31 protein-coding genes and 1 other annotated feature are annotated in these 26,139 nt (G+C 35.6%); of the genes, 29 read left to right on the forward strand and 2 right to left on the reverse strand.

Annotation, left to right across the window (positions count from 1 at the left end; translation table 11 throughout):
* Positions 1-197: 197 nt before the first annotated feature.
* The 12 genes from SFC47_RS06610 to SFC47_RS06665 all read left to right on the forward strand — a co-directional run bounded on the left by SFC47_RS06610 (position 198) and on the right by SFC47_RS06665 (position 9,302).
* Positions 198-410 carry a hypothetical protein gene (locus SFC47_RS06610; protein WP_411253443.1) on the forward strand — a complete coding sequence of 71 codons (213 nt, stop codon included), beginning with the start codon at positions 198-200 and terminating at the stop codon, positions 408-410.
* Positions 411-646: 236 nt separating this feature from the next.
* Positions 647-1,144 (forward strand): DinB family protein, encoded by a 498-nt coding sequence (locus SFC47_RS06615; protein WP_411253444.1) that lies wholly within the window; start codon positions 647-649, stop codon positions 1,142-1,144.
* Positions 1,145-1,381: 237 nt separating this feature from the next.
* The gene (locus tag SFC47_RS06620) at positions 1,382-1,708 is read left to right on the forward strand and encodes an antibiotic biosynthesis monooxygenase family protein (protein WP_411253445.1); all 327 of its coding nucleotides are present in this window, start codon (positions 1,382-1,384) and stop codon (positions 1,706-1,708) included.
* A gap of 250 nt (positions 1,709-1,958) precedes the next feature.
* Positions 1,959-2,345: a group-specific protein gene (locus SFC47_RS06625; RefSeq protein ID WP_411253446.1), complete on the forward strand. Its 387-nt coding sequence runs from the start codon at positions 1,959-1,961 to the stop codon at positions 2,343-2,345.
* Between the two features lie 88 nt (positions 2,346-2,433).
* Positions 2,434-3,342, forward strand: coding sequence for a PhzF family phenazine biosynthesis isomerase (locus SFC47_RS06630; protein WP_411253447.1), 909 nt, complete (start codon positions 2,434-2,436; stop codon positions 3,340-3,342).
* A gap of 63 nt (positions 3,343-3,405) precedes the next feature.
* Positions 3,406-4,236: an alpha/beta hydrolase gene (locus SFC47_RS06635; protein ID WP_411253448.1), complete on the forward strand. Its 831-nt coding sequence runs from the start codon at positions 3,406-3,408 to the stop codon at positions 4,234-4,236.
* A gap of 107 nt (positions 4,237-4,343) precedes the next feature.
* The gene (locus SFC47_RS06640; protein ID WP_411253449.1) at positions 4,344-5,528 is read left to right on the forward strand and encodes an ATP-grasp domain-containing protein; all 1,185 of its coding nucleotides are present in this window, start codon (positions 4,344-4,346) and stop codon (positions 5,526-5,528) included.
* On the forward strand, positions 5,519-6,256 hold the full coding sequence (locus SFC47_RS06645; protein ID WP_411253450.1) for an esterase family protein: 738 nt from the start codon (positions 5,519-5,521) through the stop codon (positions 6,254-6,256). The genes SFC47_RS06640 and SFC47_RS06645 overlap by 10 nt, the downstream gene beginning before the upstream one ends.
* A gap of 412 nt (positions 6,257-6,668) precedes the next feature.
* Positions 6,669-7,331 (forward strand): nitroreductase family protein, encoded by a 663-nt coding sequence (locus SFC47_RS06650; RefSeq protein ID WP_411253451.1) that lies wholly within the window; start codon positions 6,669-6,671, stop codon positions 7,329-7,331.
* A 224-nt stretch (positions 7,332-7,555) separates the two neighbouring features.
* The gene (locus SFC47_RS06655; RefSeq protein ID WP_411253452.1) at positions 7,556-7,747 is read left to right on the forward strand and encodes a hypothetical protein; all 192 of its coding nucleotides are present in this window, start codon (positions 7,556-7,558) and stop codon (positions 7,745-7,747) included.
* A gap of 78 nt (positions 7,748-7,825) precedes the next feature.
* Positions 7,826-8,491 carry an AraC family transcriptional regulator gene (locus tag SFC47_RS06660; RefSeq protein WP_411253453.1) on the forward strand — a complete coding sequence of 222 codons (666 nt, stop codon included), beginning with the start codon at positions 7,826-7,828 and terminating at the stop codon, positions 8,489-8,491.
* A 142-nt stretch (positions 8,492-8,633) separates the two neighbouring features.
* Positions 8,634-9,302, forward strand: coding sequence for a Type 1 glutamine amidotransferase-like domain-containing protein (locus SFC47_RS06665; RefSeq protein WP_411253454.1), 669 nt, complete (start codon positions 8,634-8,636; stop codon positions 9,300-9,302).
* Between the two features lie 145 nt (positions 9,303-9,447).
* Here the strand turns inward: SFC47_RS06665 and SFC47_RS06670 are convergent, their stop codons facing one another.
* The gene (locus tag SFC47_RS06670) at positions 9,448-9,678 is read right to left on the reverse strand and encodes a hypothetical protein (RefSeq protein ID WP_411253455.1); all 231 of its coding nucleotides are present in this window, start codon (positions 9,676-9,678) and stop codon (positions 9,448-9,450) included.
* A 249-nt stretch (positions 9,679-9,927) separates the two neighbouring features.
* On the opposite strand from SFC47_RS06670, the gene SFC47_RS06675 reads away from it, so the two are divergent.
* The 6 genes from SFC47_RS06675 (at position 9,928) to SFC47_RS06700 (ending at position 14,667) form a co-directional block, all read left to right on the forward strand.
* On the forward strand, positions 9,928-10,395 hold the full coding sequence (locus SFC47_RS06675; protein WP_411253456.1) for a GNAT family N-acetyltransferase: 468 nt from the start codon (positions 9,928-9,930) through the stop codon (positions 10,393-10,395).
* Positions 10,396-10,731: 336 nt separating this feature from the next.
* Positions 10,732-10,983: a binding site (T-box leader), on the forward strand.
* Between the two features lie 84 nt (positions 10,984-11,067).
* Positions 11,068-12,462, forward strand: coding sequence for an amino acid permease (locus tag SFC47_RS06680; RefSeq protein WP_411253457.1), 1,395 nt, complete (start codon positions 11,068-11,070; stop codon positions 12,460-12,462).
* A gap of 179 nt (positions 12,463-12,641) precedes the next feature.
* Positions 12,642-13,130, forward strand: a complete 489-nt coding sequence (locus SFC47_RS06685) for a DinB family protein (protein ID WP_411253458.1) — start codon at positions 12,642-12,644, stop codon at positions 13,128-13,130.
* A 268-nt stretch (positions 13,131-13,398) separates the two neighbouring features.
* Positions 13,399-13,554, forward strand: a complete 156-nt coding sequence (locus tag SFC47_RS06690; protein ID WP_411253459.1) for a hypothetical protein — start codon at positions 13,399-13,401, stop codon at positions 13,552-13,554.
* Between the two features lie 76 nt (positions 13,555-13,630).
* Positions 13,631-14,065 carry a GNAT family N-acetyltransferase gene (locus tag SFC47_RS06695; protein ID WP_411253460.1) on the forward strand — a complete coding sequence of 145 codons (435 nt, stop codon included), beginning with the start codon at positions 13,631-13,633 and terminating at the stop codon, positions 14,063-14,065.
* 248 nt (positions 14,066-14,313) lie between these two features.
* Positions 14,314-14,667 carry a DUF5412 family protein gene (locus SFC47_RS06700; RefSeq protein ID WP_411253461.1) on the forward strand — a complete coding sequence of 118 codons (354 nt, stop codon included), beginning with the start codon at positions 14,314-14,316 and terminating at the stop codon, positions 14,665-14,667.
* Between the two features lie 212 nt (positions 14,668-14,879).
* On the opposite strand, the gene SFC47_RS06705 is transcribed toward SFC47_RS06700, so the two are convergent.
* Entirely contained in the window at positions 14,880-15,383 is a 504-nt protein-coding gene (locus SFC47_RS06705) for a DUF2798 domain-containing protein (protein ID WP_411253462.1), read from the reverse strand.
* 351 nt (positions 15,384-15,734) lie between these two features.
* Between SFC47_RS06705 and SFC47_RS06710 the strand changes: the two genes are divergently transcribed.
* From SFC47_RS06710 to SFC47_RS06760, 11 genes are all read left to right on the forward strand, one after another.
* On the forward strand, positions 15,735-16,253 hold the full coding sequence (locus tag SFC47_RS06710; RefSeq protein ID WP_411253463.1) for a YfiT family bacillithiol transferase: 519 nt from the start codon (positions 15,735-15,737) through the stop codon (positions 16,251-16,253).
* 23 nt (positions 16,254-16,276) lie between these two features.
* Positions 16,277-16,660: a VOC family protein gene (locus SFC47_RS06715; protein ID WP_411253464.1), complete on the forward strand. Its 384-nt coding sequence runs from the start codon at positions 16,277-16,279 to the stop codon at positions 16,658-16,660.
* Positions 16,661-16,855: 195 nt separating this feature from the next.
* A complete protein-coding gene (gene istA / locus SFC47_RS06720; protein WP_411253465.1) occupies positions 16,856-18,415 on the forward strand; it encodes an IS21 family transposase in 1,560 nt (519 codons plus the stop codon).
* The gene (gene istB, locus SFC47_RS06725) at positions 18,412-19,176 is read left to right on the forward strand and encodes an IS21-like element helper ATPase IstB (protein ID WP_411253466.1); all 765 of its coding nucleotides are present in this window, start codon (positions 18,412-18,414) and stop codon (positions 19,174-19,176) included. The genes istA and istB overlap by 4 nt, the downstream gene beginning before the upstream one ends.
* A 71-nt stretch (positions 19,177-19,247) precedes the next feature.
* Positions 19,248-19,913: an HAD family hydrolase gene (locus SFC47_RS06730; protein WP_411253467.1), complete on the forward strand. Its 666-nt coding sequence runs from the start codon at positions 19,248-19,250 to the stop codon at positions 19,911-19,913.
* 133 nt (positions 19,914-20,046) lie between these two features.
* The gene (locus tag SFC47_RS06735; RefSeq protein ID WP_411253468.1) at positions 20,047-20,958 is read left to right on the forward strand and encodes an MBL fold metallo-hydrolase; all 912 of its coding nucleotides are present in this window, start codon (positions 20,047-20,049) and stop codon (positions 20,956-20,958) included.
* A 397-nt stretch (positions 20,959-21,355) separates the two neighbouring features.
* Positions 21,356-21,976, forward strand: coding sequence for an NUDIX hydrolase (locus SFC47_RS06740; RefSeq protein ID WP_411253469.1), 621 nt, complete (start codon positions 21,356-21,358; stop codon positions 21,974-21,976).
* 136 nt (positions 21,977-22,112) lie between these two features.
* Positions 22,113-23,219 (forward strand): glycosyl hydrolase family 18 protein, encoded by a 1,107-nt coding sequence (locus tag SFC47_RS06745; protein ID WP_411253470.1) that lies wholly within the window; start codon positions 22,113-22,115, stop codon positions 23,217-23,219.
* 60 nt (positions 23,220-23,279) lie between these two features.
* Complete coding sequence (locus tag SFC47_RS06750) at positions 23,280-24,338, forward strand: DUF4037 domain-containing protein (RefSeq protein ID WP_411253471.1); 1,059 nt, start codon at positions 23,280-23,282, stop codon at positions 24,336-24,338.
* 339 nt (positions 24,339-24,677) lie between these two features.
* Entirely contained in the window at positions 24,678-24,869 is a 192-nt protein-coding gene (locus SFC47_RS06755) for a hypothetical protein (protein WP_411253472.1), read from the forward strand.
* A gap of 210 nt (positions 24,870-25,079) precedes the next feature.
* Positions 25,080-25,667, forward strand: coding sequence for a hypothetical protein (locus tag SFC47_RS06760; RefSeq protein WP_411253473.1), 588 nt, complete (start codon positions 25,080-25,082; stop codon positions 25,665-25,667).
* Positions 25,668-26,139 lie beyond the last annotated feature (472 nt).

Here is a 26,139-nt window from a genome sequence, read left to right on the forward strand (position 1 = left end):
TTCACTATCATGTCAAATTAGTGGAAGAAAAAAGAACATTAATGGAAAATTAATGTAAAATATAGGAGAAGTATATAGATAAAGTGAGGTGCAAAAGCATGTATTGGGAGACACTACCAAGTTGGGTTTGGTTTTTTTATTACTTATTTTTATTTGTAACATTAGGAATTGGATTTTCTAATGTAATTCGAAAAAAAATGTTAGGCACATCAGTAATTGCAATTGTTCTAACAATTACTGTTCCAATAATTAGTATGTTTAATAGTATGGGAAGAGCAAAGGATACGAATGAATTTGAACACTTAATCGCTCAGTTACAACAAGGTTCAATCTGGTCTTTTTATGCAGTCTTAGGTTTTCTATACATAGCTGTGTTCCTCATAAAAAATAAGATGCATCAAAAAATTTGAAGGATGCCTAAAGATAGGTTTGCTGCGGCAGAATGTCCCAGATCAATAAGTGAAAGATGAACAATTCAAACCTTTTCCTTACCTATTACAATGAACGATTTTTTTTTTGTTTTCAGGTTTAAAATCAGTAAAGGTCGAGCCTATAAGGTACTCTATTTGTCATGAAGAAGGAATAAAATCTGGATGAGTCGAATAAGTCATAATGATTTACATTAAACAGTGAGGAGAATGGGTGTATGCAAGTGATAACCAATATATTTCTAGATCAACTCGATATGCATTTCCATGAGAATGATTGGTTTGCATCTATGGATCAGGCACTTCAAGGAGTCATCGCAGCTGAGGCAGCATGGACAAGTTCCGGAAATAGCAATTCGATTTGGCAGATTGTTAACCACTTAATATTTTGGAATGATGACATAATCCATCGAATTAAGGGCATAGAGAATCCACATAAGGCAGAAGACAATGAAGCAACCTTTGGAAATCCGGGGAATCCAGAAGACGAAATCGGGTGGGCCCAGACAGTAGAGCGCCTTAATGAAATCATGAATAATTTAAAAACGGTCATTGCGGAACTTGACGATAACAAGATAAAAGCCCCGTATGCACCGAACAGGGACTCGATTGAACGGTTACTGAGCCAAATCATGATGCATGATACTTATCATATCGGCCAAATTGTTTTGTTGCGAAAGTTGCAATCCTCTTGGAGCGGCGTAGATTGGTCTTAAACTGTAGAAGCATGATTGAGGGTGTGAAGGAGTTCATTCTCTATAGATTGCGTTTAATAATATTAGCATTAAGCAAATTGCTAAATAATGTACTTAAACTGAGGGCAAATTGCTTTAATAGCTTGCTGTGAAAACAGCTGGCTTTTCTTTTTGAACAAAAGGAGCAGTTTAGTAGAATAAAATTTATAATAGAAAAAGGAAGAATTTCAAAAATTGCTTACCTTGGGGGAACGAAATATGAGTGGAATTGCAAAGACTCCTGAACCACCTTATTACGCAGTGATTTTTACATCACAGCGAACGGAGGGTGACAGAGGTTACGGAAAAATGGCGGACAAAATGGTAGAATTGGCTTCTCAGCAGAAGGGATTCTTAGGAATGGAAAGTGCTCGTGATGAGGGGGTAGGAATTACAGTTTCATATTGGGAATCTATAGATTCCATAAAAGAATGGAAAGAAAATGCAGCTCATAGAGTAGCACAGGAAAATGGAAAAACAAAATGGTATAAAAGTTTTTCTCTTAGAGTTTGCAGGGTAGAAAGACAAAACTTTTTTGAAATGTAAGGTGTATTACATATCTTGTTCAACTATATGGGAGCTGGAGTTTAAGAAAGAGTTGCTGAGGCAACTCCTTTCTTTTTTCCGCTAATGGGCAGAATGGTAACGTGGCAGATTAACCGGGAGCAAGAGTTAAAGATCGGGGCTTTCATAATGGCAGCTCTTTCTTATTGAACAAATGGGTAGATTTGGTCAACAAAGATTTGAACTTAAATGGTAAAATATGTTCAGCAAAACAATGACGATGGGGGCAATTATGAAGAAATTTTATGTAGCATCCAGTTTTAATAACATAGATACAGTTCGTTATGTTTCCAATTATTTAAAAAATAGAGGTTTCATACAAACATATGATTGGACTAAAAACCAAAGGGCTTCAACATTAGATGATTTAAAGGTGATTGGCAGCCAAGAGAAAAATGCAGTAAAAGAAGCAGATTTCATCATTGTATTATTACCAGCAGGAAAAGGAAGTCATATTGAACTTGGTTTAGCACTTGGTCTAGGTAAAAAAATATATCTTTATTCACCGAATGGTGATATTGATAATTTTGAAACAACAACTACATTTTATCATTTACCTGAAGTAGAGAAATGCTTAGGTTCAATAGAGGATTTAATAGAAAAAGTCACTGCAACGTGAATTCTATTAACTTACCGTTTGTTGATCCAAGGAGAAAGGCTTCTTTTTTTGATCTTTATAGAAGTAATTATTAAAGGGGGATTTACTAGTGAAATCGGTAATGGTTTATCATTATGATGCTTTTAGTACGGAGCCTAATAAAGGGAATCCAGCAGGGGTTGTTTTAAATGGAGATGACTTAACGGTTGAGGAAATGCAAGAAATTGCTCGAAAAGTAGGTTTTAATGAAACTGCTTTTATTGTTCATTCAGACATTGCGGAAATACGAATACGGTATTTTACACCGGGACATGAAATGAATCTTTGTGGTCACGGTACAATGGCTGCCATATATGCTTTAAAAACGAGAGGCCTGCTAGAAGATAAAAAGCATTTTACAATTGAAACAAAAGCAGGTTTGTTACCAATAAAGATAAACTCGATGACAGATAATGAAACCTGCATAACGATGAAACAGTCCTCACCACAGTTCAAAGAATTTAAAGGTTCTTCAGAAGAATTAGCTAACGCAATAGGAATAACAAAAGAGGATATTGATGATGAATTACCAATTCTATATGGAAGTACAGGAATTTGGACACTTTTACTTCCAATAAAAACACTTGCTGCTTTTAAGAAAATGAAGCCCAACAATAGGTTATTTCCTTCTATCTTAAAGGAGATGCCAAAAGCATCCATTCATCCTTTTTGTTTAGAAACCTATGGAGAGAATGCTGACATGCACGGACGACACTTCTCTTCACCATTTTCAGGTACGATAGAGGATGCGGTGACGGGAACGGCTTCAGGGGTAATGGGGGCATATTATGCGAAATACATAACTGGAAATTTTGAAAATTCACTAAACCTTATTGTAGAACAGGGGCAGGAAATTGATAAAGACGGACAGGTAATGGTTCGAGTTGCTAAAAATGAGGATCATTATGATATAGAGATAACAGGAAACGCAGTCTATGTTAATGAGTTTGATGTTTTATTAGAAAATATTAGTTTGTAATATTGTGAATACTAAACTTATTCAGTATATTTAATGTATTAGCAAAAGAGCGAGGATGGTAAAATGAATCAATCCTATTTTTATTTAAAATTAGAATCACATTCATTACCTATGTCTTATAAAAATGAAAGTCGTCGTGTGCGGGTTTTATTGCCGAAAAATTATGACCAAGATGGTTCTAAATATTACCCAGTTGTCTATATGCATGATGGACAAAATGTTTTCTACAGTAGTGAATCGTATAGCGGGTATTCATGGAAAGTTATTCCGGCCATTAAACAAAACCCCGATTTACCAAAGATGATTATTGTTGGGATAGATAATGCTGGACAAGATCGAATTAATGAATATACGCCTTGGAAAATTACTGAAAGCCCGCTTCCTGAAGATTTTGATCTAGGCGGAAGAGGCGCAGAGTTTGCTGAGTTTATCATGAAAGTCGTGAAGCCTTTTATCGATACGCATTACCGAACGAAATCAGATAAATATCATACAGCGATGATCGGCAGTTCCCTTGGAGGAAATATTTCAGCTTTTATGGGAATTGAATATAAAGATCAAATTGGTGGTATAGGCATTTTTTCTTTAGCTAATTGGATTACTAGTAAAGCCTTTGATCGTTATATTGCTAGAAAAAAGTTGGATCCTGAACAACGCGTGTACATTCAAGTTGGGACACAGGAAGGCGATGATGCCGATCGACAATTGATATATGGAAATATGAAGCAGGCATATATTGATTGCACGCTTAAGTATTATAAACAACTTATTAAAGGCTCTGTTCCAATTGATAGCATTCGTTTAAATATTTTTGCGGATGAACAACACAATGAAAAAGCCTGGGCAAAACACTTGCCTGAATGTTTACGTTATTTAAGTGTGAATTGGTCTTGATGGAAGAGAATGTGAGGAAACTATTAAAATAGTTCTTCACAGTTTGGATGTAATTTAGTTGTGAAAAAATGATAAATGACTTGATTCTAAAGAAGGGGATTTTTTTGATGAATTATATTATGATTTCACCTTATTATCCAGTTAACTTTCAGCCATTTGCTCATCGTTTAAAAGACGCTGGTGTCAATGTTTTAGGTATTGGCGAAGAGCCATTTGACCAATTAGGTTCTAAATTACAAAACTCTTTAACAGAATATTATCGTGTGAATAGTTTAGAAGATGTAGACGAAGTAAAACGAGCGGTTGCGTTTTTATTTTATAAGCATGGTCCTATTGACCGGATTGAATCAAATAATGAATACTGGCTGGAACTGGATGCTCAGTTGCGGGAGCAGTTTAACGTGTACGGTAATAAACCCAATGATTTGAGAAAAGTGAAATATAAATCTGAAATGAAGAAGCTGTTTAAAGAAGCAGCAGTGCCGGTTGTGGAAGGGAGAGTCGTTCAAACGAAACAGGATTTAGCTCTAGCCATTGAGGAGTTAGGATTGCCAGTTATCGCGAAACCGGATAATGGAGTAGGATCCGCTGCCACCTTTAAGTTAAGTTCAGAAGAGGATATACGTCATTTTGAAGAAGAATGGGGAGAAGCACAAGTATACTTCTTAGAGCCATTTGTCGAAGGAGGCGTGCTTTGTACATATGATGGTTTAGTAGATCAGGAAGGAAACATAGTTTTTCAAACAAGTTTTACCTATAATGTGCCGACTCTGGAATTGGTTAAGGGTCAGTTGGATATGGCATATGTGATTCAAAAAGAAATCGATCCAAACCTCGAAACGTATGGTAAAGCGATTGTGAAAGCTTTTGGCATGAAAGAACGCTTTTTCCATATTGAGTTTTTTCAATTAGCAAATGGGGATTATATTGCACTTGAATACAATAACCGCTTGGCTGGAGGATACACGATTGATATGTACAATTTTGCGTACTCCATTGATTTATTTGCAATATATGCTTCTCTTGTGACAGGTGGAGAATGTAAGGAGTCACATGCCGAAAACCAGTACTGTGTTGGTATCACTCAGCGTGATGCGTATGAGTATAAACATGATCAAAATGCTATTTATGAAAAATTTGGTGACAGGGTGAAGTTTGCACAGCGCATGCCAGATGCATTTGCAGCTCTACAAGGAAACCAATTTTATGCGATCAATGCACAATCGCAGAAGGAAGTCGATGAGATTATTACTTTTGTCCATGAACGGAAGGAGATTTTTCAATGCATATAGAACGTTTACACCATTGGAGCGGCGAATTAGGTCGTGAAATGCACTTGAATCGATATGGACACAGTGGCATGCCAATCGTCGTTTTTCCTTCATCTGGTGGCACGCATACGGAATACGAAGATTTTGGAATGATTGGTGCATGTCATGAGTTTATTGAATCTGGAAAAGTTCAATTTTTTACATTAACTAGTATTGATAGCGAAAGTTGGCTGCACGACTCAAAACCGCCGCATGACCGGGCATTAGCGCATGAAGCCTATGACCGTTATGTGATTTCAGAAGCGATTCCTTTTATTAAACATAAAACAGGTTGGTTTGATCCCATGATGACAACGGGATGTAGTATGGGAGCATATCATGCGGTGAACTTTTTCCTGAGACACCCGGATGTCTTCCAAACCACCGTTGCACTTAGTGGTATTTACGATGTAAGATTCTTTTTTGGGGATTACAGAAACGACCCCCTTGTATACGAAAATTCACCGAGTGATTACATATGGAATCAAAATGACGGATGGTTTATTGATCGATACCGTTCAGCAAATATCATTATTTGTACCGGACGGGGAGATTGGGAACAGGATGGGCTGCCTTCCTACTTTACATTAAAAAAAGCCTTTGAAGAAAAACAAATTGAAGCATGGTTTGATGAGTGGGGCGAAGATGTTTCACATGATTGGATTTGGTGGCGACGTCAAATGCCGTTTTATTTAGGAAAATTATTTTAAAGTGACCACCGGGACGGTTCTCATGGTCCCATTTGACATCATCCGTCCCGATAGATACCATTTCATTTAGATGCAATAACATAGCCTAATTTCTCATTTTTTAAAGCCGAGAGATTGGGCTTTTTCTATTAGATTTTCTTAAATGTTTAGTTTGAATTGCCTATAATGATCCATCTTGATATAGGAGAAATCAGCATTTACCCTCCATAATTGAACGGAATGATAGGTTTAATGGTTAAAGTTACAAGTTTATTATTTTTGACATTTCGTCATAATCTGAGTAAGGTAACTTAGTAAGATGCAAAGGGATGAAGTATCTTTTAAAGAGGGTTAAGCCCCCTTACTAATATAGAAATTTTCTTAATGGTAGTGTTAAATCTAAACCATCAAGTCATGACCAGGAGGAATTATTATGTCAAACTCTCAAACTATGGAAAAACTCGAACAGCAAATGTTCCTAGATGTGATTCGGGAACGCCGATCTGTTCGTTCATATGACCCAGCTGTTCAGATCTCACGTGAAGAAATGTACGAAATACTAGAGCTGGCAACTTTGGCTCCTTCGTCTTCAAATCTGCAGCCATGGCGTTTTCTCATTATCGATAAACCGGAGCTGAAGGAAAAGTTATTGCCGATCGCTTTTAACCAGCAGCAAGTGGTTGAAGCTTCTGCCGTTATTGCGGTGCTTGGTGATGTGAAAAGTTACGAGAAAGCGGAAAAAATTTACGGCCAAGCAGCTGAAGCGGGCTTTATGCCGGTTGAAACGGCTAAATCATTTATCGAACGAACAGTTCGCACGTACTCAAACCTGAAGCCAGAAGTGGCACGCGAAATCGTTTATACAGATGGTGGTCTCATCTCTATGCAGCTTATGCTTGTCGCGCGGTCCAAAGGATACGATACTGTTCCAATGGGTGGATACGATAAAGCGAAGTTCATGGAAGCTTTTGGAATCGCTGAACAATTTGTGCCGGTAATGCTCATTGCCCTTGGAAAAGCAGCAAAACCAGGACATCCTACTACACGTCTTCCTATCGAAGATGTCGCGTTCTTTAACGAGATGCCAACAGAATAAGTATGATAGGGTAGGACGATTTCAGTAATTGAAGTCGAGTATATTAAAAAATAATAGCCTAATTTCTCGAATGTGCAGGAGAAATTAGGCTATTTTTTTATTAAGATTTTATCGAAAACTTGGATAGTATATGACTCTAATATTTAATTAATTCAGAAACAGTGTGAGATTTGAAATATAATAGGAAATAGTTTACTAGATTAAATGAAGCAGGGGTGTATAAGATGATTCGAGAAAGAACTTTACATATTCTAAATGGGCAAGCTATGTATCTTTATTTTAAAAAGACACATTTCCTTGAAAAAGAATTGATGGTCCCATTTAACGAGGATTTCTCGAATGTGCAGGAGAAATTAGGCTATTTTTTTATTAAGATTTTATCGAAAACTTGGATAGTATATGACTCTAATATTTAATTAATTCAGAAACAGTGTGAGATTTGAAATATAATAGTAAAATAGTTTACTAGATTAAATGAAGCAGGGGTGTATAAGATGATTCGAGAAAGAACTTTACATATTCTAAATGGGCAAGCTATGTATCTTTATTTTAAAAAGACACATTTCCTTGAAAAAGAATTGATGGTCCCATTTAACGAGGCTATGTGTTATGGAAAAACGTATAGTGGTCTATTTTCAAATGAGTTTATTGAAATACGTGCAAAGGTCCACCACGTAACTCCAATGCAATATAGTGAAAACGTATTGAAACCATTGGGTCCGCTTTTTAGTGAAAAATTCACTCATATCACTTTATGGTTTGACGCTGATATGTTTTGTCAAATCAATATACTAACCTTATTAGCTTGGTTAGACAAAACAGATTTTACAGGTACTATTGATCTTAGTATAGTCGGTGATCAATTCGAGCCTATGAGTCATTTTACCTTAAAAGCGAAGGGTTATAATGCAATTTATAAACAAGTGTTGATTGATAAAATGATGCCTGAAAATATCTTACCAGACCCTTTGAAGAAGGGAATTGAGTTATATTTAAACTACCTTAATAATGACAGTGATCTCATGATGAATATTCACAAGCATAAAGATCTTCCAGAAAAAGAGCTTATGGTAGCGTTACTTAAAAATTTTAAACATTATGGGTTAGGAGATACACAATATCTTGAAATTATTAGAGCTACTCGACATAACGATCAATAAGATTTATTTCCTTAATTTCAGTTGTTGATCTAGATAACAATTTTTCTGTTATCGTAATGACTTTGGTGGTTTATTATGAGTTATGGTTAAAGAAGAAAAAACTGTATCATTATAATGAAAATAAGCGATAAGGAGAAAAGTTATGAAACTTCTACTCACATCTGCAGGTATCAATAACAAAAGCATACATGCCGCGCTGGTTGATATGTTGGATAAGCCAATTGCAGACTCCAACGCTCTATGCATCCCTACAGCGATGTACGGACACCCCTGGGTCGGGCCCGGCGTCAAAACCTGGGAGTTCATCAGCGGAAAAGAAGAGAATCCCATGGTCAACTTGGGCTGGAAGTCCGTCGGCGTGCTGGAGCTCACAGCGCTGCCGAGCATCGACCAAGAACGTTGGGTGCCGCTGGTCCAGGAGACGGACGTCCTGCTGGTGTCCGGCGGCGATGCCCTTTACCTAAACTATTGGATGCGGCAATCCGGGATGGCAAACCTCTTGCCGACGCTTCGCGCAGTCTATGTGGGAATGAGTGCTGGGAGCATGGTAATGGCACCTAAAATCGGGGAAGACTTCGTTGGCTGGCAGCCACCCAATGGTGGTGATGAAACGCTGGGACTAGTTGATTTTGCAATGTTTCCCCACCTCGATAATGAGATGCTGCCAGGAAATACTATGGCCGCCGCAGAGAAATGGGCCGCCGGGATGAAGGGGCCGGCGTATGCGATTGATGATCAAACCGCCATTAAAGTGATTGACGGAGCGGTAGAAGTTATATCCGAGGGGAATTGGAAACTGTTTCTGCCCTGATAATACTCTGCAGCTAAACTATAAAAAACCTTCCAGCATACGTGCTAATGGTATGCAAAAGAAGGGGCAGTTATAATGACAAAAAAAACACCGATTGTTGGTGTTTTTTTCTATTTAAACTGATATCCAAATCGCTGGTATATTACTACTCACCACCATCTCCATCATCAATCCCGTCTCCACTGCCATCATCACTATCAGAATCGAAAAAATCATTTATTTTGGTGATAATAGTTGTTTCCTTGTGTTCAAGATTACTTTGATGTAAAAAGTCTCCTAAGGAAAAACTCTCTAGCACTTGATCCTTGTCCTTTCGAGTGAATAAAAAGATAACTAATATTAATAAGAATAATATAATCATTACTAATAACTCCATAAGATACACCCCTTATAAAAATAGTATTCCCTAGTGTACAAAAAAGAACTGTGACCACAGGGTTCGTCCTTTCCAAATTCAAAGTACCATTGTGAAGCGTGACCGGGGGATTGCTCCTGAACTACGATATAGTTTTTAAGCTAACGAGCAGGTTAGTTGAAGAAGAATAACTGCTCTTTTTTGAAAAATTTGGTATATTAATGAAGCAGGTATAGTGGAAAGTTGAGTAGATTAAATGGGGGTGTAAGTATGTCAGATATAAGTATTAGATTAATAAGTTCAGACAATTGGCGAGAAGCACTTGAATTATCTGTCTACGATGAACAACAGAAATTTGTTGCATCTATTAATCCTCCCGTCGCTATTGCTCTAGCTAAAGCATATATTAGACCAGGCGGGAAAATGGTAGAGCCATATGGAATTTACTATCAAAATAAGATGGTAGGCTTTTTCAATCTGCATTATACACCAGATAGTAGAGATGATTATTGGCTATTTCATTTTTTCATAGATAAAAGATCTCAAAGAAACGGATTTGGCTCAAAAGCATTAAATGAATTGATTAGATATATTAAGAATAGAAATCCTTCTTGTAACCGTTTGAATTTAACGGTTCATCCTGAAAATGAAACAGGGAGATTATTTTATTTGAAATATGGCTTTTCAGAAGATAATATATTGACCTTCAATGAACCCACATTTTCCATATTGATATGACAATAATTTGGATTATACATCATAGATAAGGGCTGTCTGCGTCTATCCCATTTTTTTATTGTACCAACAAGGCAGATTTTTTAAGAAGGATTTACAAAAATAGACGTCGAACCATGTTGTGGTGAATGATTTCCAACTGGAGTAAATTTATTATAAAAATTACTATCTTCAACAAACGGGCCATATTCTTGAATAACATATTTAAAGAAAATCGGATTAAACTGAGGGTGTTGAAGAAGAACATTTTATATTGACATACTTAAATTATTCTATAAAATAATATACAATTAATATTTGCATAACAAAGATTTGTTTAAAACATTTCGGGATATAAGAACAAAGGCTATGATAAGAAATAGTAGCAATCATGCAAACAGACAGAAAGTTACCGGTTGATGAGAGGTGCATGTTGAACGATTGTGAATTCATCTTGGAGCAGTGTACTGAAAAGGATTCCTTAGTAGGCTACACCGGCTTAGCACCCGTAATCATGTGCTAAAGTATCGTCAGATGACTGTACTTACAAAGGTAAGCATTGTGAGTTGCTTATGAATTAAAGGTGGTAACACGTGTTAAAACGTCCTTTTGGTTAATCCAAAAGGGCGTTTTTTTATACTTTGTTTCTTATAGACCTTGCAATATTAGAAATAAAATTTTAAGGAGGAATTATGATTGAGTAAAGATAATCAAAATCAGAGACTTCAAAGGGGTTTAGACAATAGGCATATCCAGTTAATTGCACTTGGAGGTGCAATTGGAGTTGGTTTGTTCTATGGCTCGAGTGCAACCATTCAAATGGCTGGTCCATCCATTTTGTTCTCATATTTAGTCGGAGGCTTAGTTATTTTTACCATTATGAGAGCACTTGGAGAAATGGCTGTGGATGAACCGGTTTCAGGTTCATTTAGTTCATATGCACATCGATATTTAGGGGCGTTTGCAGGATATTTAACTGGCTGGACCTATTGGTTTATGTGGGTTGTCGTTGGGATGGCAGAAATAACGGTGGCTGGTGTTTATGTAAATTACTGGTTTCCTGATATTCCACAGTGGCTGATCGCACTGGCTGTACTTATCGTAATTACAATGATAAATCTTGCTAATGTAAAAGCATATGGAGAGTTTGAATTCTGGTTTGCACTGATTAAAGTTGTAGCCATTATCGGAATGATTCTCCTTGGATTAGGAATCATCTTCCTGGGAATCGGGAACGGAGGACAGCCATTCGGTTTTGACAATCTTTGGGCTCATGGAGGATTCATGCCAAATGGAATAAACGGTATTATAATGTCCTTAGTCCTCGTGATGTTTTCATTTGGTGGGGTAGAATTAGTTGGAATTACGGCAGGGGAAGCCAATAATCCTCAAAAATCAATTCCGCAAGCCATCAACAATGTTATCTGGAGGATATTAATTTTTTATATTGGTGCATTAGGTGTCATGATGGCTTTATATCCCTGGAATGAGGTAGGCACGAATGGGAGCCCATTTGTGTTAATTTTTGACAAGGTTGGAATTCCTGGTGCTGCGCATATAATTAACTTCGTTGTCATAACAGCAGCATTATCTGCTTTTAATAGTGGGTTATTCGCTTCTGGAAGAATGCTATACAATTTATCATTACAAAATAACGGTCCGAAATATTTCGGAAAGCTTAGCAAGAATGGTAGTCCAAGACGTGGAATCCTTTTCTCTTCATTGTTTTTATTAGTCGCAGTAGTCTTGAATTATATTGTTCCTGAAAAAGTGTTTCTGTATATTTCTGCTGTTGCCACGGTTGCGGTTATTACCAGCTGGACGATTATCCTGATTGCACAATTAAAATTCAGACAATCAAAGACAAAAAAAGAAATAGAAAAACTAGCATTTAAAATGCCCTTACATCCAATTTCAAACTATTTAGCATTAACATTTTTAGCGCTTGTCATTGTTTTAATTGGATTTATTGAGGACATGCGAATAGCATTAGTTGTAGCACCTATATGGTTTTTGATTCTATATATAGGGTATAAAATCAAAAAAAGGGATTTTACAGAAGGTTCCATTGAAAAGGAGATTGTTGAATAAACCTCTTTTCTAGTATTCAAAAGCAAATAACACCCGTTTGTGAAGAAATATACTTAAACAAACGGGTGCTTGAGTTTAAGAAGAGGTTGCTGCTGCAATCCTTTTTTAGTCAATAAAGAAAGGTTTATTCTATACATGTATAGAATAAGTAGTTATATCTGTTAAAGGTGGGTGTTTGGATGCTTCAACACGAATATGGATGGGTTCGACAAACTAGAGGAACGCTGTTAGATTTTTGTGGGAAATTAGATCCTAATCATTTTACATATACAAATGGATTCGGTTGGGAAAGTGTAAGAGACACATTGGTTCATATAGCTGACTGCTATGTTGCATGGCTTGGCTCATTTGTTTTATTGAAGACGAAAAAACCACTTACTTCAAGGGAAGAATTACAAAATCTCAGTTTAGAGCAAATAATAGCACGATTTGAACAAGTGGATTCAATAGTAAATGAATTATTAGAACTACATGGACAAAATTTAAACATGCTAATTGAGAGAGAAATCCCTTGGAGAGAGGCACCTGAACTATTATCTATTACTCCTTGTAAATTGCTAATGCACACCATCACTCACGAGTTTCATCACAAGGGACAAATAGTAGCAATGCTCCGTCAGATGGGTTATGAGCCCCCAAATACAGATGTATTAGGAACAGAAGATTAATATATTATAAAAGTGTTTTGGCGATGTTTAATGGACATTGCCTTTTTCGTTGAGTAAGCTTGTAAAGTATCGTACTTAAACTATTGGGTGCTTTAACTTAACAACAAAGGTTGGGTTAAATATAAACGATACCGAAAATTTTATGGCATAAGATATATGCTTATAATCAAATAAGATACCGTTTTGTTCATTCACCAGAAGAAAAATATACGGAAAAAGAAAAGGCTACATTTGAACAAAAAGTTTGGTGCTTTCCTTCGAACAAAACTTGGAAAAACCGAATATTTTTAAGCTTAAAAGTATAGAAAAAGAAATTAATACAGATTTTTTAGAATTATTTACACAAGCATTAAAAATTGTTAGTGATGAAATAAAAAAGAAGGACGAAGAACTAGGGCAGCAATATGCCCTTTTTTTGAGCTAACGGGTAGCTTTGTTGAATAAGAAAGCAATATTTCTTATAGATTTGAAAATAATGGAAAAATCAGGGGCTGAAATGGATGGGGATTAGAAAAGCCAATGTTGAAGACTGGAAGCAAATTTCTTTGTTATTAAATCAGTTGGACTATCGAGATACGGAACAATTTATTAAAGTAAAAATTGAAACACTTCTTATGGATACGAATGAGGAGTTATTAGTTTTTGAAGAAGATAAAAAGGTGATTGCTCTGATTTCCATTCATTTTATACCACAATTAGCTGTAAAAGGAGATTTCGCAAGGATAAGTTATTTTGCAGTTGATACAAACATTAGAAATAAGGGGATAGGACGTAAGATTGAAGAATACTGTACTGATTTAGCTATAAAAAGAAATTGCGATAGAATTGAAGTGCATTGCCATTCAAAGAGAATAGACGCACATAGGTTTTATTTACGACAAGGGTTTACGGAATCCCCAAAATACTTTATTAAAATGTTACCCCCATCAAACTAATACCTTTACTTTATAAACTATCTGGGGTAAGAGTTATAGAAGAATTGATCGCTCCTGCATTCATTTTGTGTATTGTATTAAAGGGCAGGTTTGTTCAAGAAGGATTTATTATGAGTGTAAGAGAATAAAGTAAGTTAGTTAAGGAAAAATTTGGTTTAGTGGCAAAAGAAGTGGCCAAATTTAAATATACTAATTTTTAGTGCCTAATAAGGAATTGGTTAATGAGAATATATCTTTGGAGAAAAATTATGAAGAAGAAAGTATTCATTATTTCATTATTGTTACTTTGTTTAATAGGATATGGTGTATATTGGTTGTTTTTCGATATTAACCGTTTATCTCCAGAAAAATTTATTTCTAAAGCTCCCTCCCCTAATGGGGATTATACGATTAAAGCTTATGTTAATAATGGTGGGGCAACAACGGATTTTGCCGTACTAGGTGTCTTGTATTTCAATAAGGAGAGTAGAAAGCCAAAGAATATTTATTGGAACGATCATGAAGATACGGCGAAAATTAAATGGGAAAATGAAAATACTGTTGTGATTAATGGGCACAAATTAAGTATACCAAACGAAATTTATGATTTTAGAATAGAATAGGACTTAGTGATTTGGTGCTTAAGCAAACGAGAGGATCATAGCTATAACAAAGCTCCGATTTTTTTTTTGCTTTGGCTAACGGGTAAGGTTGGTGGAAGAAGTAAAAAGAGGAGTTTGTATGAAAATTTGTGTGTATTAAATCCTTTTATTTAGTAAATTAAAAGCCGATAGGCTATAAAAAAACCAATCGGCTAAGACTATGTTTCAAAATATTAAAGTTTATCAGCCATAACTTTATGTGCTTGATATGAATGCAATTTTTTCATTGCAAATCTTGCAATAGGCTGTGCAAGTAACAACTCAATCCAAAACGCAACACCAAAGTTTCTAAACCAACTATGAAAAAAGTTCTGAAAAGGTTCAAGGCTTATTTGTTTCGTACCAACCCAAGTTCCGATAATTGTAAGAAGAATGGATAAGACTGTAACATTCAATAAAATATTTAATAAAACCCTTGCATTAAATCCATCTGTTATTCCTGTGAATTTCGGCATCAATTTACCAACTAATGGTCCCGTAACAAGCCTTACTAATATTATGACGATAATCCACATAATTGGAATAACCTTTAAGGTTTCCAAGTAATTTTCCTTACTGAAACCGAATTCCAAACCCATAATAATCGGTGCAATCGTGTTGACTGAAATAATCGAAATAATCAACATAAATAGTATGCCTTCTTTTGGGCTCTGAGGCAGCCTATCATCCCTGTACATATTTTTCACCCTCCGAAAAAATAGAAATTTCAGATGGCAGACGTATCATTCGACATATATTTTTGGTTAGTAAAACTCATACCAATATCTCTACACACTGATTATTAAATTTTATACACGTTTTCAAATGAATACTAGTCTTGAAAAAACTGAATATATGTGAGCAAATATGGATTGCTTTGTTAGTAATTATCTTGTGTACTAATGAAGCAGGTTAGTGAAAGATAATTGTTGAGGTAGTTATAGCGTAATAGGTGTAAAGGGATTAAAAGAAATGATGTAGAATTAGATATTTATAGACATTTCATTAGTTACCAAAAAAATTACTAGATATTATAGGAGGGGTAGGAGATGGATTTAAAATATCCAATTGGAAAATTTCAATTTAATGGTGAGATTACTGACAGCGTTATAAAGGATTGGATAAATGAAATTGAAAACTTACCAAGATTATTACGAGATGCTGTAAAAGACTTAGATAATGAACAACTTGATACACCTTATCGTTCAGAAGGGTGGACTGTTCGACAAGTAGTACATCACCTGGCAGATAGTCATATGAATGCATACGTTCGCTTTAAATTGGCTCTTACAGAAGAAACCCCCGTAATTAAGCCATATGACGAAACTAATTGGGCGGAACTTTCTGATTATAAATTACCTACTGATATTTCTCTATCTCTGCTCGATGCATTGCATAAACGCTGGACAAACCTTTTACGTAGTCTAAGTCCAGCTGATATGGAAAAGACATTTATCCACCCAGATTCAGGGGAAGTTTCAGTAGGTAAAAATATAGGAATCTACGCTTGGCACGGGCGACATCATCTTAGCCATATAACTTCTTTAAGTAAGCGTAAAGGCTGGTAAATGGAAATTAAGGGGGAGAAGCAATGATTTACGAAATGACTTATCAAGTTCGAGTAACTAACTTTAATAAAGGTCTCATGTGGTACAAAACATTACTCAATAGAGAACCAGACTTTGTACCACATGAAGGATTTGCAGAGTGGGAACTTATTCCTGGATGTTGGCTGCAGGTAGCTGAAGGTACTCCTGCAAATGGGAGTGGTCCTATTCGATTAGGCGTTTTGTCTATTGAGGAAGAAAGAAATAGAATGGTAGAGGAATTAAATGTCGATGAATCATTTGAGATATTCTCTAGAGAAGAAGTTCCGGTAAAATGGGCTACATTTACCGATCCCTGGGGCAATCGTCTTGGTTTTTTTGAATACATAGATGAAAACGAGAAAAATAAAAGAATTCAAACCCTGTAGTTTGTTTTTAAAAACGAAATGTTGTTCACTAACGGGGAATTTTAGTGTACCTGCTATGTTTTAATGGGGTTGTGTAAGTGCTAGACTAAATTGAACAGTTTACGACGAATAATTATGAACACTTATTTACTAAAATGATTCTCCACCTTATGATAGATTTTTATACTTCTATGATTAGGCGGAGGATTGGAAAAGGTGGATAAGTTTGAAATGTATGTAGAAATTAGAGGGATGTTGAATCAAAAATATAGCATTTCTACTATTGCAAGGAAACTAAATATATCAAGAAATACTGTTTACAAATATATTCGTAAATCCCCAGAGGAAATGGCGGAGTGGACGGCATCAACTATGACTAGGAGTAAGAAGTTAGACATTCATAAAGAATTGGTCCTTTATTGGTTAAGAGAATATCCAGATTTAACTGCAGCTCAAGTGCATGACTGGATTAAAGAAAAATATCCCGACTTCGAAGTTGGGGAAAGTACAGTGAGAGATTATGTGAGGTGTCTTCGAGAAGATTACCAAATCCCAAAAGAGTCAAGCTCTAGGGACTATCAAGCAGTGCCTGACCCTCCAATGGGAGAACAAATTCAAGCTGACTTTGGTTTTAAAACAGTAAAGAATCAATATGGTAAACCTGTTAAGTTAGTTTTTATTGTATTTGTCTTAGCCCATTCAAGATACAAATACGTTGAATATCAGAATCGCCCTTTCACGACAAGGGATGTAATTTCGGCTCATAGGAATGCATTTAATGAATTCGGGGGTGTGTCAAAAGAGATATTGTATGACCAGGATCGACTAATTGTTGTATCTGAGAATGAAGGGGATATTTTACTCACTGAAGAGTTTCAACAATTTGTAAATGAAGTTAAATTTGAAGTGAAACTCTGTAGGAAAGCTGATCCAGAGAGTAAAGGAAAAGTAGAAAATGCAGTTAAGTTTATCAAAAATAACTTCATTAATAATAGAATTTTCCATAACATTGATTCTTGGAATGAGCAGTCTCATAAATGGTTAAAAAGAACAGGCAATGGCAAAATCCATAATGGAACAAAAAGAAGACCCGCCGATGTGTTTCTCCTCGAAAAGCAACACATGCGACAGGTCATCTCTCTAAATCATATTCACCAAACTAGTATAACAAGAAGTGTCCGAAAGGACAATACAATCCTTTATCTCTCGAACAGATACTCTGTTCCGTTAGGAACATTTCAAAAGTATCCAGAGGTACTTTATTATGTGACAGAGGATAACAAACTAGTAATCTATGTCCAGGAGACAGGAGAAATTCTGGCAACACATACTATTAGCCCAGATAAAGGGAAACTCATTCAAAATAGATCTCATCAACGAGATAAATCAAAGGGAATAAATGAGCTAATCGAAGTCATAAGTGAGCGTTTTACGAATAAATCCCAAGCTACTAAGTACTTAATTGAGTTAAGAAATAGGTATCCACGCTATATTCGTGATCAATTAAACTTAATAAAAAAGTGTATTGACCTAGATTCATTAGAAGTAATAAATGAGGCACTAGCACTCTGTATGGAGAGGAAACTCTTTAGTGCAAATGACTTCCAGGATGTCGTATCCCTCTTTAAGCGACAACGCCAAGTGAACACTGTAAACGCCAGCGATGAACAGATTGAAGCACATTATAACGACATCGCTGAGATAACACTTGCAGATACTGAGGCAAATCAGCGTCCATTGGAGGATTATTTCACGATTATGAGGAGTGCAAAATGAAGCAAATAAAATATCTTCAAGACTCACTTATTTCACTTAGGCTAGTAGAAACCTCAAAAAAGCTCCCTTCTCATCTTGAAGAAGCTGAAAAGGAGCAGCTTAGCTATATTGCTTTTCTAAACAATGTAGTGGAATACGAACGAAAAATGAGAGACGAGAAAAATATGGAAAAACGCTTGAAACTCGCAGCATTTCCATGCATTACTCCGTTGGAACAATTTAATCTAGAGGAACAAGAATCGTTAAGCTTAAAACAGTTTAATCAATTAAAAGAATTAGCTTGGATTGAGCAGTTATTTAATCTTATTCTATTGGGACCACCAGGTGTCGGGAAAACACACATGGCCGTTGGATTAGGTTTAGAAGCCATTAAACGAGGTTACAGAGTCTCCTTTATAACTATGGGAGACCTAGTTCATACCTTGAAAACCATGGATATAACTAGGAAGTCCCAAACCAGGATTAAGAGAATGAAAGAATCACAATTAGTCATTATCGATGATTTGATGTATGCAGCAATGGATCCAAGAGAAGCAAATTTATTTTTTCAGTTAGTTAATGACCTATATAACAATTCATCGATTATTCTTACGTCCAATCGCTCTCCAAAAGAGTGGACTGAACTATTAGGTGATATAGGGGTAGCAACAGCTATCCTTGATCGCCTCATACATCGGGCAGAAATCGTTCACTTTAACGATTCAAGTTATAGAATGAAGCATCGTGAGACAATATTTAAGGAAGAAAGTGTTCAAAATTAATAAGCAAAATTGTTCAAATGAACTTGACGCTTACAGGTTGGCTTTTTGTATCATTCAGGAGGTATTTTCATATGGATAAATATAAAATAATATTATTTGATTTAGACGGTACACTTTCGGACCCGAAAATAGGTATTACTAAATCCGTTCAATATGCTTTAGAGAAATTAGGCATTATTGAAACGAATCTTGATAAACTGGAATGCTTTATTGGACCGCCACTTCAAGTTTCATTTGCTGAATATTACCGTTTAAATGAGGAGACGGCCCTAAAAGCAATTGATTTTTATAGGGAACGATTTAAGCAAAAAGGTATGTTTGAGAATGTATTATACCACAATATTCCAACACTTTTAAAATCATTAAAAGAACAGGAATATACCTTAATCGTTGCAACTTCAAAACCTACCGTTTTTTCAGAACAAATTCTTCATTATTTTAATATTGACCAGTATTTCGATTACATTGTTGGAAGTAATCTTGATGGTACAAGATCATCTAAAACCGAAATTATTCAATACATAATTGATAAGTACAAAGAATTTAGCCTTGATAACTTTATTATGGTCGGAGACCGTAAGCACGATATTATAGGTGCAAATAATGTTGGGATTGATTCAATAGGAGTAACTTATGGATACGGTTCCTCTGAAGAATTAAGTCAATCCCATCCTACTTTTATTGTTCATCGTGTTGACGAGATAAAGGATATTGTAATGGCGAATAAAGTTAAATAACCCCTTCAATGAACGTTGTAAAAAAGACAAGATAACAAAATAATATTTAGAGGTTTCAATAAATTTGTAATAGTTTTTAGAAAGGTTTATCTTCTGAACATAAATTTGGAAGGACTGGGACAGAGGAGAAATTATGAAAACAAGGTATGTTAATTTGAATGATGTGTCGAATAAGAAAACGTTTCGGGATATGCGAAAGTGGCAGAAGGAAAGACGAAGTAAAGAGAAGGATTTAACTGAAAATATACCACAATGTTCAAAAAAAAGGATTCAAGAAATTAAGGAAAATAGAAGTATAACTTCTTATACCTGGATTGGACATTCTACCTTTTTACTTCAACTTGATGGACTTAATATACTTACTGATCCAGTATGGGCGAAGCGAATGGGTTTTCAGAAGAGATTAACTGAACCGGGAATATCGTTGGAAGATTTGCCAGATATCGATGTTGTGGTCATTTCACATGGTCATTATGACCATCTTGATTTTCCAACGTTGAAAAAACTAAAAGGAAATCCATACTATTTTGTTCCCATTGGGATGAAATCTCTTTTCATAAAAAAAGGTTATCAAAATGTAAGAGAAATGAGCTGGTGGGAATCGTTTGAATATGAAGGGATCAAAATTCACTTTGTACCAGCACAGCACTGGACAAGAAGGACGTTTAACGATATGAATACTTCCCATTGGGGTGGGTGGATATTTCAAACTACCAGTAAAACATTTTATTTTGTTGGGGATACAGGATATTTCTCAGGTTTTCAGGAAATAGCTTCACGTTTTATGATTGATATCGTATTTATGCCAATTGGTGCCTATGAACCGGAATGGTTTATGGCAGTCTCGCATATATCTCCTGAAGATAGTGTGAAGGCATTTATTGAACTAGAGGCGCAGCAATTTGTTCCTATGCATTATGGTGCTTATCGGCTGGCAGATGACACAGGTCCCGAAGCCTTAGAGCGTTTACTGCGTGAATGGAAAAGACTCCAGCTGCCAAAGGAGCAATTGAAGGTTTTATCAATAGGGGAAACCGTGATGTAATAAATTGAAAAAGGTTTCGGATTATTGAATTAGAAAAATACCAAAGCATTACTTAAAATTCTGCTGCCGAACAAGGCGGCTTTTTCTTGTTGTATCAAGGGAGCAGGTTAGATCAATATAGGGTATAATGGAAAAAAATTCATATTTGATGTAAGGAGGTAATTGAATGGTCTCAATTATTATGATTTTATTTGTTTTTTTACTTTGTATGTTTATTGGTTCGGGACTGAATATACTCCTTAGAACGACTAAAAAGAGAGATTGGCTTATAACATTCTTAATAAGTTCAGTTTTATCAATAATAATAGTTCCTATATTAAATACATTTTAAATACTTATTATTCTTCTGCTGTTACTACATTATATTTAAAGGTTAAAAACCCAGGGGGAAAATTGGATGGATAATGAACAATTAACAATTTTTGATGAAAATAGAAGTCAAATAGGCATCGCTAGTCGAAAAGATGTACATAAATTTGGATATTGGCACGAAGCTTTTCACTGTTGGTTTATTAGTGAAGAACAGGGAAGTGTTTATCTATATTTACAACTTCGCAGTAGTACAAAAAAGGACTATCCAAATCTTTTGGATATTACTGCTGCTGGCCATTTACTGGCAAATGAAAGAGTTCAAGATGGGGTAAGAGAGGTTAAGGAAGAGATTGGGATTGATATTTCCTTTCAGGAATTAATTCCATTGGGCATTATAGACTACTGTGTAAAAAGAGTAGATTTTATCGATAAGGAAATAGCAAACGTATTTTTGTATAAATGTAAAAACTCTCTTGATGACTTTACTCTGCAGGAAGAGGAAGTTGCGGGAATTGTGAAGGTTGAATTTAATCATTTTGCTGAACTTTGGTTAGGTAAAAGAGAAACAATTAGGATAAAAGGTTTTGAAATAATGCAAGATGGAACTAAAATTTTAATTGATGAACATGTAGGCAGGAATAAATTTGTACCTCATCAAATTGAATATTATAAGACTGTTATCGAAAAAATCAAAGAAAAGATTTAGTCTTGTTCTTGTTTTGAAAGATAATATATCTCGTCTATTTTATGAAGCCCTTGGTGGAGTGGAAAGTCAATTCGAGAATAAGTTACACCTTTTCCTACCAACTTAAGAAATATACTTTATTAGAAGAAGGTGTAGTATGGCGAAAAATTGTTATCGGTCATTCACCATTATCGCTTTAAGCTTGGCAATAATACTAATGTCATCCTGTAGTCGGGTACAAAGTAAAGAAAATTACACTAAGAATAAAACTCCCCGGGAAGTTTTAGGTTTCTACACAGAAAAGGAAGGAACGTTTCCAGGGTCACAACCTACAGTTGATTCGCAATACAACAATTTAACCATTATTGCGCCTTTTTGGTATAAGCTTGATGATAAGAGTCCCGGCAGTCTTATAGATTCCGTTACACCTGATCATAAAAAAACGGTTATTCAGAGTGCTCATGAAAAACACCTGAAGGTATATATGGTTGTACATAATCTCTTTTATGAAACTGTTGAGAAGGGCAAGCAGGTAGCGAGTAATGTACTCATTAACGAACGTAACCGCAATGTTTTCATTCAGAACTTAAAGAAAGAAATGGAACAGTTTAAATATGATGGTATTAATATTGACATGGAAAATTTGAATTTAGCTGACAAGGATTCTTTTAGTCTAATGATAAAAGAACTCTCTGATGCTTTGCACACTGATGGAAAAGTAGTTACGGTTTCAGTCCCAGCAAACACAGGTGATTCCCGTGCTAATCCCTGGTCACCATGGTTTGATTACAAAAAGCTTGGTCGCTATTCAGATGAGTTAATAATCATGACATACGATGAACACAATCCCAGAACAAAACCCGGGTCAACAGCATCAGTCGATTGGACAGAAGCAACGATTCATTATGCTTTGAAACAGGAGGTACCACCTTCAAAGATTTTACTTGGTATCGCAGGTTATGGATGGGATTGGGATACAACAGCAAACAAAGCTGTCTATAGCTCCTACGAACAGTTAATGGATCAAAAAAATAAATATAAAGCTAAAGTTGAATGGGACTCCCGTTCGCAAACACCTCATTTCAACTACACAGATAAAGATCAACATAACCACCAGGTATGGTTTGAGAATAGCGAAAGTCTGGAGTTTAAGCTAAACCTTGTAGAAAAATATAACTTACGGGGAATTGGTATTTGGCGGCTCGGTTTGGAAGATCCAAAGTATTGGAAGATGATACCTGAAAAAATAAAAGTAAAAAAGTGATGAGTTGTATGTATATAATGATATTTGTTTTTTATGTTTATGGATTTGGAGGAATGGCGAATGTCTTTTATTAAGGGAATAGAATTATGCCGTCGATTTCATATGGAAATCATTGAGCCAGTTATGAATGACAATTTCTCTTTCTTGTCCTATTCAGCCGCTCTAATGGGTCCCGGCAGCGAAGTGCTTGGATATGATACAGAAATGTCGACCGATCACGATTGGTTCCCCCGGGTATATCTTTTTCTAAATCAATTAGATATTGGGTATTCCGAACAAATATTATCAACTTTACAAGAAAAAGCCCCAGAAGAGTTCTATGGATTCCCCGTTGATATAGGGAAAAGCGTAATTACAACGGTTTCGAAGTTCATCGAAAGTTACATGGCTGTTAGGAAGGATGAATTAGAACCAATAGATTGGCTAACCTTTCCTTCGCAGTCACTTATCGAAATCACACGGGGGGAAGTTTTTAGGGACGATAATGGTCAACTTTCCACATTACGCAAACAATTTGAATATTACCCTCATGATATTTGGTTATACCTTATGGCATCAAGTTGGCAGCGAATTGGTCAGGAAGAGCATCTGATGCTTCGTTCAGGTTTTGTAGACGACGAATTGGGTTCAGCCATTATCGGTTCACGCCTTGTCCGGGATATTATGAATCTCTGCTTTCTCATGGAGCGTCAATATGCACCATATCCAAAATGGTTTGGCACTGCATTTAAACGTTTGAAATGTTCTGATCAATTATTTCCGTCCCTTTGGACTGCTCAAACAGCAGTTACATGGAGAGACCGAGAGCATGCACTGAATAATGCTTATAAATATCTGTCAAGCATGCACAACGAACTAAAGATTACTGAAAAGCTTCCAGATGAAGTTTCATACTTTTTTGATCGTCCTTATAAAGTAATGAATGGTGAAGAAATTGCTATGCTAATCGCACACAAAATAGAGGATTATGATATTAAACAGTTATCCAAGATACGCTTGATTGGAAATATAGACCAGTTTACAGACAACACAGATTTCCGAAAAATAACTAAATGGTCTGAGGATGAAGGAGATTACGCAAGAAAAGCTTTGAAAAAACTAATTAAGCCCAGCTTGTAAGGATCAATTGTTCAGATCCGATCCGAGGTTTCCGGGGTGGAATTAGGTAAATAAACCAAAATGGTCAAAAAGCCGGAAAAATGCAAGATATTATTAAATTCTTGTAAATTTTCGGTTTTTTTATATTCAAAAATCATATTGCCATATACACCATTTCTTAATTTGCAAATATTGTCTATTTTTTGAAATAGGAAAAATTATACAAAGTTATTTACTTAAATGTATAAATATATTATTCTATTTATATACATAGATAATCTATATATATAAAATTACTATGTATTAATAATCTCTATTGAAAAATGGATATAAAAACAAAAGTTGAAGGAAGTGCTGGTAATGGGATTTTATTATTTGCTCATTCTGCTTATAGGTATTGTTCTGCTGGCGGGAGGAAGTATTAAATGGGTTGTTTCTCGGTCTATTAAAAGTGGTTTATATCGGCTTGTTTTTGGGATGGTATTGATTGCTGCTTCGTTGTTCCTATTAACTCCTGATAGTTCCGATATTATTTATAATCTTATTCATTAAAACAATGTTTAAAATGTGATATTTCATTTGAACTGATTTATTGGATCAAACTATGTCTGATTATAAAAACCCAAACACTTTGGAGAATTATTGGGGTAGTCTTATAAAAATTCTTTATTTGTTGAAGTAACGATGCAGGTTAGCAGAAGAAGGATATTTTTTTACTAATCATGAATACATAATAAAAGTTCTGATTTTTGGGGGAATATTATGATTGATAATCGACGTTTAAAGAAGTTTGAACACGAAATAGATGATGCTTTACAAGGAATCTCTGATACATCAATCTTATTAAATTTCCAACAAGCTATTGTCAGTTTGTATCCCCACTTAATACCGATATATGCTTTCGCCTACGATGCTTGGGATGATATTGTAATGCCGTTATTTTATGAGATGGTTTACAATACTTTTTCTTTTAAATACGGGATTGATATTAATTGGAATGAAACCCATACGTATATGTTTACTTTAAGATGCTATAAAGGGATAAATCATATTGAATGCATTCCTAAACATCATACATACAAAGCTCTGGTAAACTGTGAGTGGATTGAGATGGATAAAAACGATTTGGATGAAAAAGTGTTTGTTTTTAAATCATTTGGTGATGGGGAACATTTTTTAACTGGTGGGCTGGATATTGAGGAGGCTTACAATGTTAGGTTTAACCTTGTTGAAGTCGATATTGTTTCTACATCAACGGGTTATCCTTCTAAGACAAGTGTATTTATTAATAAAGACGATTTAGACTTTGAGTTTGTCGCTGAAACATATGACAAGGATATACAATGTTAATTTCTGTTGAACTAACGGGTGCAAGAGTTAAAGAGGGGATTGCTGCGGCGATCCCTTTTCTTATTCAAGTAATGGGGCAGGTGTGCGGCCGAGCATAGGTCGTGTCATATAGCGGGTGGAATTCCCGTCGAGTAAGAACTAGCCATTCGCTCGTAGCGAGTCTTGGAGGACTATAGGTAACTCTAGTCTTTAAGCGTAGACAGTTAGGTGGCGGGCCGAAAGCCAAATGGCTGAAGGGATTGAGCTCCATAAACGTTAGTAAACCGAGAGGGCTGATGCCTTACCTGCGTGCAGAAAGCAACATTTTATCCTTCGTCAAAGGCTAGAAGGATGAAACCTCTCTGGAGTCAGAGACCTTGGCACGTTACACATTGATATGATACGGCAACTCGGGAGACCCTACCGGTCTTTTCTACTTTATAGAAGAGTATGGTCTACAAGCGATAATAAGCAAGGAAACCAAATGCCGATG

The organism is Neobacillus niacini (assembly GCF_046591715.1).
Lineage (GTDB): Bacteria > Bacillota > Bacilli > Bacillales > Cytobacillaceae > Neobacillus > Neobacillus niacini_L.